8 protein-coding genes are annotated in these 16,279 nt (G+C 42.7%); 5 read left to right on the forward strand and 3 right to left on the reverse strand.

Annotated elements, in window-relative coordinates; genetic code table 11:
* Positions 1-4: 4 nt before the first annotated feature.
* The 4 genes from truA to B0682_RS03735 all read left to right on the forward strand — a co-directional run bounded on the left by truA (position 5) and on the right by B0682_RS03735 (position 4,928).
* Positions 5-895 (forward strand): tRNA pseudouridine(38-40) synthase TruA, encoded by an 891-nt coding sequence (gene truA / locus B0682_RS03720; RefSeq protein ID WP_078306720.1) that lies wholly within the window; start codon positions 5-7, stop codon positions 893-895.
* A gap of 119 nt (positions 896-1,014) precedes the next feature.
* A complete protein-coding gene (gene infA / locus B0682_RS03725; protein ID WP_078306721.1) occupies positions 1,015-1,239 on the forward strand; it encodes a translation initiation factor IF-1 in 225 nt (74 codons plus the stop codon).
* A 182-nt stretch (positions 1,240-1,421) separates the two neighbouring features.
* On the forward strand, positions 1,422-2,576 hold the full coding sequence (locus tag B0682_RS03730) for an outer membrane protein assembly factor BamD (RefSeq protein WP_078306722.1): 1,155 nt from the start codon (positions 1,422-1,424) through the stop codon (positions 2,574-2,576).
* Positions 2,577-2,765: 189 nt separating this feature from the next.
* Positions 2,766-4,928: a DNA primase gene (locus tag B0682_RS03735; protein ID WP_078306723.1), complete on the forward strand. Its 2,163-nt coding sequence runs from the start codon at positions 2,766-2,768 to the stop codon at positions 4,926-4,928.
* 37 nt (positions 4,929-4,965) lie between these two features.
* On the opposite strand, the gene B0682_RS03740 is transcribed toward B0682_RS03735, so the two are convergent.
* The 3 genes from B0682_RS03740 to B0682_RS03755 all read right to left on the reverse strand — a co-directional run bounded on the left by B0682_RS03740 (position 4,966) and on the right by B0682_RS03755 (position 12,523).
* The gene (locus tag B0682_RS03740) at positions 4,966-6,216 is read right to left on the reverse strand and encodes a carboxynorspermidine decarboxylase (RefSeq protein WP_078306724.1); all 1,251 of its coding nucleotides are present in this window, start codon (positions 6,214-6,216) and stop codon (positions 4,966-4,968) included.
* A 121-nt stretch (positions 6,217-6,337) separates the two neighbouring features.
* A complete protein-coding gene (locus B0682_RS03745; protein ID WP_078306725.1) occupies positions 6,338-11,176 on the reverse strand; it encodes an NAD-glutamate dehydrogenase in 4,839 nt (1,612 codons plus the stop codon).
* 318 nt (positions 11,177-11,494) lie between these two features.
* Positions 11,495-12,523: a WG repeat-containing protein gene (locus tag B0682_RS03755; protein WP_158077855.1), complete on the reverse strand. Its 1,029-nt coding sequence runs from the start codon at positions 12,521-12,523 to the stop codon at positions 11,495-11,497.
* A gap of 118 nt (positions 12,524-12,641) precedes the next feature.
* On the opposite strand from B0682_RS03755, the gene dnaE reads away from it, so the two are divergent.
* Positions 12,642-16,241 (forward strand): DNA polymerase III subunit alpha, encoded by a 3,600-nt coding sequence (gene dnaE, locus B0682_RS03760; protein WP_078306728.1) that lies wholly within the window; start codon positions 12,642-12,644, stop codon positions 16,239-16,241.
* Positions 16,242-16,279 lie beyond the last annotated feature (38 nt).

Below are 16,279 nucleotides of genomic sequence, written 5' to 3' on the forward strand. Positions count from 1 at the left end.
CACCATGTCTGAAATCATAACAACAATCATCACAACACAAACCCAACAAAACAACATCAACCCTAAAAGCTTTGATAAAGAGTCACAAGACACATCTTTTACCTATGCCATTGGGTTAGAATTCATCGGCACAGCATACCGAGGTTGGCAACGCCAACAAGAGGTTATCTGTATCCAACAAGTGGTGGAAGAAGCCATTGGTCGCATTGCCAATGAGCCTATTGAAGTGGTTGCCTCTGGTCGCACTGATGCTGGCGTTCATGCTGGCAATATGGTGGCACACTTTCAGACAAGAGCCAAGCGTCCGTTATATGGCTGGTTCCGGGGCATCAACAGTTTGCTGCCCAATGACATCACGTTACGCTGGATACAACCGATGCCAACCGAATTTCATGCTCGTTTTTCTGCGATAGCCAGACGTTATCGTTATGTTACTTTATGCCAACCATACCCGCCTGCTCTGCTTTATGGACAGGTAACTCATTTAACCAAGCAACTTGACATCACAGCTATGCAAAAAGCAACCGATTGTCTTGTGGGTCAGCATGATTTTAGCAGTTTTCGAGCAGCGGCATGTCAGTCACGCCAACCTGTCCGCTGTGTCAGCCATGCCAAGCTGTTTTGTCATGGTGCATTTATCGTATTTGATATTCAGGCAGATGGTTTTTTGCACCACATGGTACGTAATTTAATGGGGGCATTGTTCGCCATTGGTCAAGGTGAATTGCCAACCGATGCCATTGAAACCTTAATCACTGCCAAAGACCGTACCCAAGCCCCTGCCACAGCGGCGGCTGATGGCTTATATTTCATTGATGCCATTTATCCACCGCATTTACAACAACATCTGCCAAATATGGATAAAACCCCTGTTTGGCTAGGTTTGCCACAATAAGTTTGCCACAATGGTTTTAACATAACGGTTTTAACATAATGGTTTTGACATAATAAAGCATTTGAAAAACTCACCCCACAAGCGTATAATTTGGCTTTATTTTTTATTAAGACATCATTATGGCAAAAAAAGACGACATCATCGAATTTGAAGGCGAGGTCATTGATACTCTGCCAAACACACTGTTTAAAGTTCGTTTGGACAATGGGCATGAAATCATCGCTCACATATCTGGCAAAATGCGTAAGCACTACATTCGTATTTTGACAGGGGATAAAGTCAAGGTTGAGATGACTCCCTACGATTTGTCAAAAGGTCGCATCACCTATCGTGGTAAAAACTGATTGCTGATTTTATATTGCTGACTTCATCATCATGCACAATCACATCAACATGATCGCCACGCCTTAAGCGTGGTTTTTTAAAGCCAATTTATGTTAAAGTTGATGATTAAAATTGATAACTTGTGCTAAAGTTGGTGAATTGTTTTGTTCATCTTTTCTTTGGATTGCTCTGGATTGTTACCATGTCTCATATGAAAGCCATTTGTTCCGTTACGCTGACTTGTTTGGCACTAAGTCTTGGCGGTTGCCAATCTTTATCTTGGTTCAATAAATCAACAGATGCCATTGCCACTGCCGAAAATAGTGCTGAAGAATATTATCGCATTGCCAGTGAAGCGATTAAAAAAGGCAATTACAATCATGCCTCAGAAAACTTAAATAATCTAAGAACCTTTTATCCTGCTGGGCGGTTGGCAGAGCAAGCATTGTTGGATTTGATATATGCGTCTTATCAGCAGGGCGAATATGAACAAGCAACGGATTATGCCAATCAATTCATCACGTTATATCCCACTCACCCAAGAGTCGATTATGCTCAGTATGTCAAGGGTGTCGCCACCATGCAGGGCGAATCTGGATTGCTTAATGTGTTTAATCTGGATAAATCTCAACGTGACACTGCTTATTATCGAGCGGCATTTTATGATTTTTTAATCTTGGTCAGCCGTTACCCCAACAGCATTTATGCACCTGATGCGGCTCAGCGTATGACTTATATTTATAATGAGCTGGCAGCTCACGAGATGTATGTGGCAGATTGGTATGTTAAGCGTGAAGCTTATTTGGCAGCCGCCAATCGTGCCAAATGGGTATTTCAGTATTATCCTCAAAGCAGTTCTGTCCCTCATGCCATTGCCACCATGGCATATGCCTATGAGCAACTGGGCATGACCGATACCGCCAAAGACTATAAAACCTTATTACAAATTAACTATCCTAATTTGCTTGGTCATCAAGGACAAGTGCTACTGCCCAGTGCCACCAAACAATCTTGGCTAAATAAAATCAGTTTTGGCAAACTGGGTAAGGCAAACACACCACAACAGTCTCAAACCACAGGCAGTCATACACAAGCCACCAAAGAACAAATCATCAGTCAAGCATCACAGCTACAACTGCCCAGCAGTGCTAATATGACAACAACACAAAGCACTAAGACAAATGACTTTAATAACTCTGCCACAAATCATGGTATCCGTTTTGGTCTGGCAGATGAGCGTCGCATCAATGATGATGTTATCCCTGCAAACACTGACCAAGACAATGCAATCACCACTCCAATGCCCTCACTGGCTGATGTTGCCATTGAACCGATTGTGATGCCAACCACCAACTAAATAACAATGTTCAAATAACAATGTTTAAATAACAATACCCTAATAGCAACACCAAATGATGGTGGTCTTATCAAACCACAAACATTTTGGTCAATGACTATCTTCAATGATTGTCTAATGGCTTTAGAACCTGTTAATCATCAATTGACGCTTTAGTGCTGTCTTTTATCGTCTTGTCAATGGATCATCATGAACATACCCAATCATATCATTGACCAGCTAAACAGTCAGGCAGATTTGGTTGGCATCATCGGTCGGCACACGCAACTAAAAAAAGCAGGCAATGAGTTTAAGGGCTGTTGCCCTTTTCATGGTGAAAAAACGCCGTCCTTTTATGTCAATCCCAGTAAAAATCTATATCACTGCTTTGGCTGTGGGGTCAGTGGTAACGCCATCAGTTTTTTAAAGGATTATGAAAATTTAACGTTCATTGAAGCGGTGCATGAGCTGTCAAAACAGACAGGCATTACCATTCCAGAAAATGACAAACAACATACCCGCTATCGCCGTGGTCATCAGTCAACCACTCAGTCAACCACCAAACCAACCAAGCAAGCAAGCAACCACCAAGCCAAGCAAGTAGGCAATCATCAAACACATGGCATCACACATCATGACCATGGCATGCCACCTTATCATGATGTGCCATTGCTGGATACTACCTTGGCAATGAATGCTTTGGCTGACACATCATTGATTGACACATCATCATTCACCGATTGGCACCATTCTAACCTTGTTCATTCTGCTGATGATCACGCCAACCAACATGCCGATGGTGATTTATATGAACTGTTACAACGGGTACAACAGTTTTATCAACATCAATTACAACAAACTCCCACCGCTCAGCGTTATTTTATCAGTCGTGGACTCACTTGGCAGACCATTGCCACCTTTGGGCTTGGCTATGCTCCAAGTGGTTGGCAACACTTATCACAGGCGTTTCCTGATGACATAGAAGGATTGAAAATATTGGGGCTTATTCGCCAATCTGATGGCGGACGTGATTATGATTTGCTCAGAGAACGGGTCATTTTTGCCATTCGTGATAATCAAGGACGGGTCATTGGGTTTGCAGGGCGAGCATTAGACAACGAGATTAAGCCAAAATACATCAATTCTTCTGATTCACCTGTCTTTCATAAACAACAAGTACTGTATGGCTATTATGAATCACGTCAGCAAAAAGCCAGTCGCTGGTTGGTGGTGGAAGGTTATATGGACGTGATTGCTTTGTATCAAGCAGGCATCTATGGGGCAGTGGCTTCAATGGGAACTGCCACCAATGAGAAACAAATCCAGCGGTTACTCAAATTTAACGACACTTTAACCTTGTGCTTTGATGGTGATTCCGCAGGGCAAACGGCGGCATGGCGAACGCTACAACTAAGCTTGCCCATTTTACAAGACACCCAGACATTAAAATTTTTAACACTGCCACAAGGGCATGACCCTGATAGTTATGTCAAAATGTTTGGCAAAGACAGCATGGTTGAGCAAATAGACAATGCCACCATACTCTCAGATTATGTGTTTGCTTATCTTAGCACGCAGATTGACTCAGAATCACCTGAAGGCAAAGCCAAGATGATGTCTCAAGTCAAACAGCTGACTGCTTTATTGCCCAAAGGCAGTAGTTTTCGCCATCTGCTCAACAACGACATCTATTATCGGTTAACGGGCAGACGCAACCAAAACAAAGCCGTTAAAGATGCGTTGCTTAACTTTAATAGCCCTTTACAAATTCACCACCACCTTCAACTGTGCTTATTTTACCAACCTGAACTCATAGATGTGGTATCGCTTGAGCAGATTTGGCGGACATCTAATATCCATGCTTATCGGCAAATCAGCCATGAAATCAGCAAATTAACCAACAACAACTTGCCCATTCCGCCACTGCCCACATGGAGAGATTTTGGCAGAAAAAGAGAGGACAGACAAAAAGATGACCAACCAAACGACAACAATGACACAAAACAAGACATGGCGTTACCCAAATTGGTTGAACTGATTGAGTTGCGATTATCACAGTCAGACAACAAGGTGCTGTTCACATCACCCAACCACGCCTTTCATCATTTACTGGCAAGCCTGCCATCTTCTTTGTATGCTGACATCATTCCACATTGGGCAAATTTTTATCACAGTTTTAGTCAACAAACGGTGAGCGATTTGTCCTTATTGTTCCAAGAGTTGTTATATCAACAGTTAGATGCGATATTTGAACAACAAATGCAAGATTATCAGTCCATATATGCTCGTGAATTGATTAATAAACAACGCCAACAGCTGAAAACTTGGCTATCCATGTTGCAACAAAGTTTTAATGCTGTAACAAAGTTTTAATGCCATAACAAAGTTTTACATTGTCATTCAACTTTAATCAAGACAAACTGGATTTAAAATCTTCATAAGTGAATTGTCGTTGTGTTTCAATTTGTCCATTCAACCGCTTAATCACAATCGCTGGCATGGCAGCACCATTAAACCAATTCTTTTTTACCATGGTATAGCCTGCGGCATTGCCAAAGGCAACTTTATCACCAGTTTTTAGCTCAATGTCATTCAATGCGTATTCACCAAAAATGTCCCCTGCCAAGCAGGATTTACCATAGATGATGGTATTGCTGTCATTGGTCTTATTGTCAGAAACATTTGTGTCATCATTATTTATGCCATCATTATTTATGCCATCATTGTTGTCCTGCAGCTGGCTAATGGGGAATAAATTGATGTTTTGGTCATTGATACCAACCAAGGAGGCAGATTCTCGATAAATCAATAAATCCAACATGTGCGCTTCAATACTGGCATCAACCACTGCCAAAGGCTTACCATTGTGCATGGTGTCCAACACGCTGGTTACCAGTAACGCACCATTGTGAATGCTTGCTTCTCCCGGCTCAAGATAAACTTGCACGCCAAAGTCATCAGAAAATTGTTTTAGCCGTTTAGCAAACGCTTCCACAGGGTAATCTTGAGCAATGTAATGAATGCCACCACCCAAACTCACCCAATCCAAACATGGCAACACATCAGAAAATTTATTTTCAATGTCATCTAAACTGGCACAAAAAGCATGAAAATCATCATTTTCACAGTTGTTATGTATCATGATGCCACTGATGTCATTAATCACTGACATGATTTTATCCACATCATGCTCACCCAAACGACTAAATGGGCGTGCAGGGTCGGCAATGATGAAAGAGGAATTGCTGGTTTTTGGGTTGACACGCAGACCAATGGGAATGCCCTTTTCATCAGCAACATGACGAAAGGCGTTCAGCTGGCTGAAGCTGTTAAAAATGATTTTATCAGCATGGCTCACCACATCATAGATTTCATGTTCAGCGTACGCCACACTGTAGGCATGGGTTTCACCGCCAAATTTTTCTGCCCCCAATCGCACTTCGTTGAGTGATGATGACGTTGTTCCATGTAAATAAGGTTTCATGGCATCAAACACCCCCCAAGTGGCAAAACATTTGAGTGCCAATAATGCTTTTGCCCCTGATAGGTCGCAAATGCGTTTGATGATGGTTAAATTGTTGACAATGGCTTGTTCATCTATCAGATAATAAGGGGTGGGTAAGTTGGGTGTTGTTGATTCAATGATTTTTTGACTGGACATGGGATTTTCCTTACAGGTTGCATTCAATGAACAAATATTTCAATAAAAACGCCTATCCATTAAGATAGGCATTAAGTTAGGTATTTTAGTGATTAGGCACATTCTCTAAAAAAGCGTTTTATCAAGATGATAAATTCAAACTGCCCATCTCACTTAACAACACAGATAACGCTGATAAACTGACCTGCCCTACGTCATCAGTACCGCTTAGGTCATCTTTGGCTTGTTGCAAACGCTCAAGCTCTGCGTGGTTTTGCTCTTGCCATTGTTTGATGGCAATGACAGGATTGTCTTCATCAAGCAGTGGCAAAGCAATCGCCTTGATGGTCTTGTTGAGTTCATGGATTAACGCATTATTGGCACGTCTGTCCCAATGGCTTTGTTGTGGCAAAGACGCTACTTGAGCGTATAACCAACCCACATTTAAAGCATCGTAAACAGCGAAATATACTTGGGCGGTTGTGCGAATGTCACTGTCTGCTTGCTGTGCCAGTTGAACCACATCTAAGGCAAACGGATAAATTGGCAATTTGGCAAAGACATCAGCTTGCTCAGCACTGAGACCAGCATTTAACATCTCATCACGGCTGTCTTGCAAACTCTTAGCAAAATGAACATTCATCAGCTCTTCATCTGCCAATAATTGTTGCACAGTGGCTTTGAACTTATCGGTCATCTCGGTAATGGACAGCTTTTGCCCATTGGCATTGATAAACCATGCCATGCCCTGCTTGAGTGCTTGACGGATTTTTAACTCAAGTCTGATTTGTTCTTGGGCAGCCACTTGGTTATCTAACTCTTCTAGCACACGCCATGCGTGATACACATCATAAACATCACGGGCGATGGCATAGGCTCGAGTGATGGTTGGGACGTCTTGCCCTGTCTCTTCGGTTAAGCGAAAAACATTTTCGATGCCCAGTCGATTAACCAGTCCATTGGTGAGATAAGTACTGATGATTTCACGGTGTAAACGATGTTCGGTCATCTGTTCAAAGTAAGGCGTGTCCAACACATCAGGGAAGTATTTACGCAACTCATTGGTAAAGTAAGCTTCATCGGGTAAGTCTGATGTGAGCAGATTGTCATATACCCACATTTTGCCATAAGCAAGCAGTATGGCAAACTCTGGATTGGTCAGACCCTTACCTGATTTTTGTCGCTCTGCCATCACGGTGTCATTGGGCAGTCGTTCAATGGTACGGTCAAGGCGACCGTTGCTTTCTAGCATTTGCATAAATCGCTGATGTTCATTAAGGCGTTCCACCGCTTGATAGGCACTTAACTCAATGGTCTGTGGTTGTAGGTAGTTTTGGCGTAACACCAATTCAGCAACACTGTCGGTCATGGACTCAAGCAATTCATTGCGTTGCTTCATGGTCATGTCGCCTTGCTTGACCACATCACCCAGCAAAATTTTGATGTTAACTTCATGATCAGAGCAGTTCACCCCACCTGAGTTGTCAATGGCATCGGTATAAATGCGTCCACCATGTTGAGCATACTCGATACGACCCAATTGGGTACACCCCAAATTACCGCCTTCACCAATAATTTTGGCACGCACTTCATCACCATTGACTCGCAAACTGTCATTGGCTTTGTCACCCACATCAGCATGCGTCTCACTACTGGCTTTGACATAAGTGCCAATACCACCATTCCAAATCAAATCAACAGGGGCTTTAAGTAACGCATGTATCAGCTCATTGGGGGTTAAGCTGTCTTCTTCAATGGCAAAGGCTTGTTTCATCTCATCGGTGATGCTGATGGACTTGGCTTGTCTTGAGAACACACCGCCACCTTGGCTAATCAGCTGTGGGTCATAGTCTTGCCAGCTTGAGCGTGGCAAATTAAACAGACGCTCACGTTCAGCATGACTGATTTTGGCATCTGGAGTGGGGTCGATAAAGATATGTAGGTGGTTAAATGCCGCTTGCAACAAGGTATTGTCTGATAATAACATGCCGTTACCAAAGACATCGCCACTCATGTCACCAATACCCACCACAGTGAATTCATCGGTATGTTGAATGTCTTTACCCATTAAGCGGAAGTGTCGCTTGACAGACTCCCATGCCCCACGAGCGGTGATGCCCATGGCTTTATGGTCATAACCCACCGAACCACCAGATGCAAAGGCATCATCTAACCAAAAATCATATTCTGCCGCTAAGGCATTGGCGATGTCTGAAAAGCTGGCAGTGCCTTTATCGGCTGCCACCACCAAATAAGGGTCATCGTCATCATGACGCATGGTGTCATTTGGTGGCACAATTTGCCCATCGATAATGTTGTCGGTAATGTCAAGCATGCCTCGGATAAAGGTCTGATAACAAGCGATGCCTTCTTTTAGCCACGCTTCTCTGTCCATGCCTGCCTGACGAGTTTTGACAATAAAGCCACCTTTTGAGCCAACTGGCACGATAACCGCATTTTTCACCATTTGTGCTTTGACCAGACCAAGCACTTCAGTGCGAAAATCTTCCATTCTGTCTGACCAACGTAAACCGCCACGAGCGACTTTACCACCTCGCAAATGCACCGCTTCTACTTTGGGTGAATACACATAAATTTCAAACATTGGCTTAGGTTCAGGCAGGTGTGGAATGGCATTGGCAGCAAACTTAAACGACAAACGGTCTTTGCGTTTACCAGCTTCATCACGTTGATAAAAGTTGGTGCGCAACATCGCATGAAGTAAATCTAACAACCAGTGAATGATGCGGTCTTCATCCAAACTGCTCACTTGCTTTAATTGCTCATCAATATGGGCTTGAATTTCTTTGATGGCAGACTCACGTTCTGTCATCTCTGGCGACATGCGAGCATGGAATAATTCTACCAACTTCACGGTGATGGAGGCATGTGCCACCAATGTCTGCACAATATAGTCATAAGAAAACGGGGCTTTTGCTTGTAGCATATAACGTGATAACGCACGCAACACGACCACATCATAGGTGTCTAATTTACTGACCAAAATCAGCTCATTTAAGCGATCGCTTTCAACTTCTTCTTGCCAAATACGTTGTAGACTGTCTTCAAACTGACCACGTACCACTGACAAATTCACCGTATCCACATGGCGTAATTGTAACGCATATTCTTGCATCCACAGTGTCGGTTGAGTGGCAATCTCATACGTGTTGGCAGAGATGACTGCCACACCAAAATCTTCTAAAATTGGCAACACATTAGATAAAATGGCAGGACGGTCTGTGCCATATAACTTTAAATGTAGCTCGTTATCAGCATCACCTGTGGATTGGAATAAGTGCCACTGCATGGGGTTATCATCACTTAGCCCATTTAGGCGTTTGATGTCTTCTACCGCCGTGCGTGGGTCAAAATTTTCTTGATACGCCGCAGGAATGACAGATTTATAGCGATTAAGCAAACCATTGGCTTGATTTTCACCCAAATCATCAAGCAATGCCTTAGCAAAACCATCTGACCAATCTTGCATCAATAGGCTAAGCTTATGCTCTAATTTGCTGATGTCCACGTGATTGATTCGCCCTGGAATGGTTCGAACATGCACATGCACCCGTGCATGATAGGCTTCTTTCATCTGAGTACTAAACCCTGAAGATGTGCCACCGAAGGCATCAACCAAGGCTTTTTGGACTTTAATACGCAACATGGTGTTAAATTTATCTCTTGGGATATAAACCAAACAAGAGACAAAACGTTGATAATGATCAACACGAGCAAATAAACGCAGACGATGCTTATCTTGTAGTTGCGAAATTCCTGTAACGATGGGATACAACTCATCAGTATCGCCTTGAAATAAGTCATCTCTTGGCAGAGTATTGATGATGTGCATCATTTTTTGATGGGCATGCCCATGCTTAGGCAACTGTGCCATGTCTAACAAAGTTGTGGCTTTTTCTCTTAATAGAGGAATTTGCTGTACACTAAGCTGATAGGCTTGTGATGTCAGCAAGCCAATAAAGCGGTATTCACCCACCACATTGCTTTTATCATCGAACTTATGAATGCCCAAAAAGTCCATATACACAGGACGATGCACAGGTGATTGCTGGCTTGATTTAGACAATAAAAGCACCTTAGGCAAAATCAATAATTGCTTAAGCTGTTCTGGCAGTTGCTTAAAGCTTGCTGATGGTTTGTCTTCGTCGGCTGTTCGCAACAGCCCCAAACCTGAACCACCGACGGTAATGAGCTCTATCCCACCACGCTCATCTTGCTCTAAACGGTACTCTCGAAAGCCCAAAAAGATAAAGTGATCGTTTAAAATCCATGATAAAAACGCTTCTATCTCTTCATAAGAATGATAATCATCTGGCAGTGTGACTTGACTCAATTCATTTTTGATGTGTTGTAAGCGATCGTGCATCTGTTGCCAATCATTGGTGATGGTGTCAAGTATCCCCACTTTATTAAGAAGTGTCTGCTCAAGTTCGGGTAAATCATTGGCATCTTGACGGTCAATTTCAATATGAATGAGTGACATGTGTTTGGTGTGGCTGGTATTAGCAGAGCTGACTGCCTGAATGCGACGTTCATTGTCCCATTGAATGTCCATGATGGTGTTGTGAATGCGATGCACATTGATGCCCTGCTCTTCTAGAGTCATGGTCATGGTGTCCACCAAAAATGGACGATCATACGCCACGATTTGTATCACGGTATGCGAACTGTGAAAGTGGTGAGCTTCAGCAACAGGATTTATCACCGCAATCTGTGGTTGTCCAGTTTGATAACGGGTGAGCATCATATAGTGATGCAATGCCATGCCTGCCAAGTCATCGTTACTGTATTTGGCGGCTGTCTCGTGATACAAACTGTGATAGTAAGCCATCATAAAATCAGGCAAACTGCTCTGTTTATTAGAGATGTATTGATTAGCAATGTCTGCCAGTTGATTTAAGCGTTCGCCATCGATGTGTTGGCTTTGAGTGCTGTGATGTGATTGGTTGTGGTGTGTCATAAAATCCCTTATTGAGTTTAGGTTTGGGTTTATTTGGCTGTTCATCTATTTGGCTGCCCATCAAAGTGGCACATGGTTATTTGTGGATAATGATTTGTGGGTAATGATTTATGGATAATTATGGGTGATAGTAACATGGTTAACGGTTGTTTGGCAGACATCGTCCCCATGATTTGCATAAAGTAACGAAAAATTACAAATTTGACCCAACTCAACCCAAGCGAAACCAAACCAAATAAAAATGCCATGTGCCATGTAAGTAAGCACCATGAGTCAAGGCAGGTAAGATTTAAATCAGTGATATTTTATAGATATGATTTAGTCATCACACGCTACAGAATTGCCTTGCTTATCAATACATATTTTATCGCCATTTTTTAGATTACCTACCCAAGCTTTACCATTGATAAAGGTAAAAATCTTGTTTTGTTTACTCTTTTGACCACTTTTTTTGTTAATATGTGCGTCATCAAAACGAAAGTTAATCACCAATGTGCCTGCTTTATCTAAAAAGCCCCATTTATCTTTTAAACGCACCCCTGCTAATCCTTCTGAGAAGGGCATCACCTCATTAAACGAATAAGTGATGACAGCCACCTGTTTTTCATTGACAAATCCCCATTTGCCATTCATGTAATGAGGTGTATAAATCAGTTGGTGATTATCAATATTGACTTGATTGATAATTTTGGCTTTTTTTGATTGAGCGTATTTAGACTTTTTTGAATGAATGGGGATAACTTGACCACTGCTGTCTAGCCAATAATCAACGCCTGCTTTGGTCATGCGTGCTTTACCATTATCAAAATCACTTAATGCACTGATGTCATGACTAAAAGCAATCAGAGGTTCATCATGGGTATTAATCACACCAAATGCACCATCTTTTTTTACCACGATTAAGCCATTTTTAGCAGCCCTTGCCCAGTTTTTTTTACCTAAACTGTCATAAACAATTGGTACAATTATCTCACCTGCCATGTCCACATAACCCACTTTGTCATACCGCATGACAGGCATTAAGCCATGATGAATTTTATTGCCATCAGCAGCTTGCAGTCCTATCAAGTCCGCCACTTTTTTACCAGATTTATCAAGTAATGCCACAGGGGTTTTGTTATCTTTGCTGGCTAAAAAATATTGACTGTCTGATGTACAGGTAACATTTTTGTAGTAACTTTTGGGCAGCTTGCAAGTTGCTTGGCTTGGTATGGATAAAACGATACTGACAATCCCTATCATCATCGCAAAGTATCGATTGATGTTATGACACTTTTTAGAAAAGACTGAACTATTAAAGGGTTGTGTATCAGCTGGCTGTGTATTAACAATATTGACAAATGGCATGGTAAAAGTATTTCCGTGGTATTTCATGGTTATTTTAGCAGATTTGGGTTAATATAAAATATGCTAAAATATTTGTGTCATATTGAATTGAAGGTATGTCATTTTGGGGAATAAACGTATGGCATTTGTGCATTTTGGCGTTCATAGTGAATTTTCGATAACCGATTCAATCGTACGGATAAAGGCGTTGGTTGCCGCTGCCAAGGCAGATGCTCAGCCTGCGTTGGCATTGACTGATTTGTCTAATTTGTTCGCCACGGTCAAGTTTTATCGTGCGTGTTTGGGGGCAGGCATCAAACCCATCATCGGAGCAGAAGTACTGACCGATGATGCCAATCACCGAGTAATTTTACTTGCCATGAACAATGACGGTTACAAAAATTTAACCCGTATTGTGTCATTTGGCTTCACTGATGGCTTGCATTATGACCACAGTCGTGGTAAACCCATCGTTAGTACAGAGCAAATTTTCACCCATGCTGATGGGGTGATTGCCTTATTGACTGAACAAAGTCATGTTGGGCAAGCACTGATGAGCAATACCCCAGAGCGAGCAGATGAGCTTATCCACGCTTGGCAACAGCGGTTTAGCAACCGTTTATATTTTGCCATCAAACGCACTTCTCGTGCAGGAGAAGATGCTTATATTCAAGCGGTCATTCACGCATCACACCGTCATCAGTTGCCCATCATTGCTCATAATGATGTTCGCTTTATTAGCCAAGAAGATTTTGATGCTCACGAAGTCAGAGTGTGCATTGCAGGCAGTTATGTGCTTGCTGACCCCAACCGCCCAAAAGAATATTCTGATGCTCAATATCTTAAAACTCAAAAACAGATGAGCGATTTGTTTGCTGATTTACCCACCGTCATTGACAATACCATCAGCCTTGCCAAACGCTGTAATGTCATCTTAACTTTAGGCGAAAACCGATTGCCTGATTATCCTGTGCCAGTGGGTGAAAGCATCGAGAGTTTTTTTCGGTCGGAGTCGGCTCGTGGTCTTGATAAACGCCTTGATAAACTGTATCCCCCCATCAGTCGTGGTGATGATTGGGCTGATGTTCGCAAGCCCTATGATGAACGTCTAAAACACGAGTTAGACATCATTTTATCAATGGGCTTTCCGGGGTATTTTTTGATTGTCATGGACTTTATTCGCTGGGCAAAAGCCAATGGCGTGCCTGTCGGTCCGGGGCGTGGCTCTGGAGCAGGTTCGCTGGTTGCTTATGCGTTGAACATCACTGACCTTGACCCTTTACATTATGAACTGTTATTTGAGCGGTTTTTAAACCCAGAACGGGTGTCCATGCCAGATTTTGATATTGATTTTTGTATTGAAGGACGAGACCGTGTGATTGATTATGTCGCCAGTAAATACGGAAGAGAAGCGGTATCACAAATCATTACCTTTGGTACGATGGCAGCCAAAGCGGTGGTGCGAGATGTGGCACGAGTACAAGGCAAGTCGTATGGCTTGGCGGATAAAATATCCAAACTCATTCCCAAAACCCCCGGCATTTCTTTGGCTCAGGCCCTTGAACAAGAAGCTTTGCTGAATGATTTGCTCAATAATCCTGATAACATGGATTATGAAGATGCCAATGAAATTTGGGAAATGGCTCTTAAGCTTGAGGGCATCACACGCAACGTGGGTAAACATGCAGGGGGTGTGCTGATTGCTCCCACCAGAATCACCGATTTTACCGCCATTTATTGTGATGAAGACGGACATCGTGTCAGCCAGTTTGATAAAGATGATGTGGAAGCGGCAGGTCTGGTGAAGTTTGATTTTTTGGGTTTACGTAATTTAACCGTCATCAGTGCTGCTGTACGCAACATTAACGCTCGCCGAGTCAAAGAAAACCAAGCCCCAATTGAGCTTGATGACTTACCATTGGACGATAAAGATACGTTTTTAAACGTGCTACAACCTGCCAAAACCACCGCTGTGTTTCAACTAGAATCAGCAGGTATGAAAAAATACTTACGTAAACTTAAACCCAGCAACATTGATGATGTCATCGCCATGTGTGCTTTATATCGCCCCGGGCCTTTAGATGCTGGCATGGTTGAGTCATATATCGAACGTAAACACGGTCGTGAACAGGTCATTTATGACCACCCTAATCTTGAATCCATCTTAGAACCAACCAATGGCGTGATTGTTTATCAAGAACAAGTCATGCAAATTTCACAAACCATGGCAGGGTATTCTTTGGGTGGGGCTGACATGCTCAGGAGAGCCATGGGCAAGAAAAAACCTGAAGAAATGGCAAAACAACGAGAAATATTTATCAGTGGAGCAACCCAAAAAGGCATTGACCCCACGGTATCAGGGGGGGTGTTTGACTTAATGGAGAAATTTGCAGGTTATGGCTTTAACAAGTCGCATTCTGCTGCCTATGGCGTGCTTGCGTACCAGACCGCTTATCTTAAACATTACTATCCTGCCGAATTTATGGCAGCGGTATTGACCAGTGACATGAATAACACCGATAACGTGGTGTTTTTTATCAATGATTGCCGAGAGAATTTTAATCTGACGGTTGATAACCCCAGCGTCAATCGCAGTGAATGGTACTTTGTTGCTGACACACCCAGCAACATCATTTACGGACTTGGGGCCATCAAAGGGGTGGGTGAAGGGGCAGTTGAATCCATTGTAACAGCACGCAAGCAAGATGGAGATTTTACCGATTTATATGACTTTTGTCGCCGTGTTGATACCAAAAAAGTCAATAAACGCACGTTAGAAGCCCTGATTAAAGCAGGGTGCTTTGATGACTTCGCCAAAACCTTACGCCCAGAGTTAGATGAAACTCAATATCATCAAATCCGTGGGGCATTGATGACACAGTTGCCCAGTGCCGTTAAAGCCGCTGAGCAAAATCGACAAAACAGCGAAATGGGCATCATGGACCTATTTGGTGAGATTGACAGTGTAACCACCGCCCCACCGTTACCAACAGGTCATGACATCATTTGGGCAGACAAATATCGCCTAAAAGCAGAAAAAGACACCCTTGGGTTATATTTAACAGGGCATCCAATCGATGAGTACCGCCAAGAAATCCGACATTACACAGCCAATCAATCTCTGGATAAGTTAAGTGACACAGGCTACAATGGCACAACCCTATTTGCAGGGTTGGTCATGGACGTGGCAAACTTTGGCAATCGCATTGCCATCACCATCGATGACGGCACATCTCGTCTTGAAGTCAGCTGTTATTCAGAACGCTATAACCGCATCAAAAACCGCATCAAGGTCGATGAAGTGCTGATTATCAAAGGCAGTATTCGAGAAGCCAACGAGCGAGTATTTGCCCGCCTAGAAGATGCTTACGGAATGATTGACGCACGCATAAAATGGCTGAAAAAAATCAACATCAAACTGCATGGTCATGACACCAACCGATTGACAAAACTACAAACTCTGCTAAAACCTAACCAATTGGACAATATTCCCAAAGTTACCATCAATGATGTTGATGTTGATGTTGATGACATCAATATCGATTATCTGGCAGATGTCAAGCAACACCACAACACGCCAAATGATAACTGTATTGCCTTGGGACTTTATGTGTATGATGACCATGCCACCGCTGGTGTGGCGTTAAATGATGATTGGCGAATGTACCCAAGTGATGACAATTTACAAAAGCTAAGACAAATATTCGACACTGACCACATTCGCCTAGAATTCACTTAAAGATTGCTTAGGCTAAATTTAAAATAACTCAAAAAGGA

It is taken from the genome of Lwoffella lincolnii, assembly GCF_002014765.1.
In the GTDB taxonomy this organism is placed as follows: Bacteria; Pseudomonadota; Gammaproteobacteria; order Pseudomonadales; family Moraxellaceae; genus Psychrobacter; species Psychrobacter lincolnii.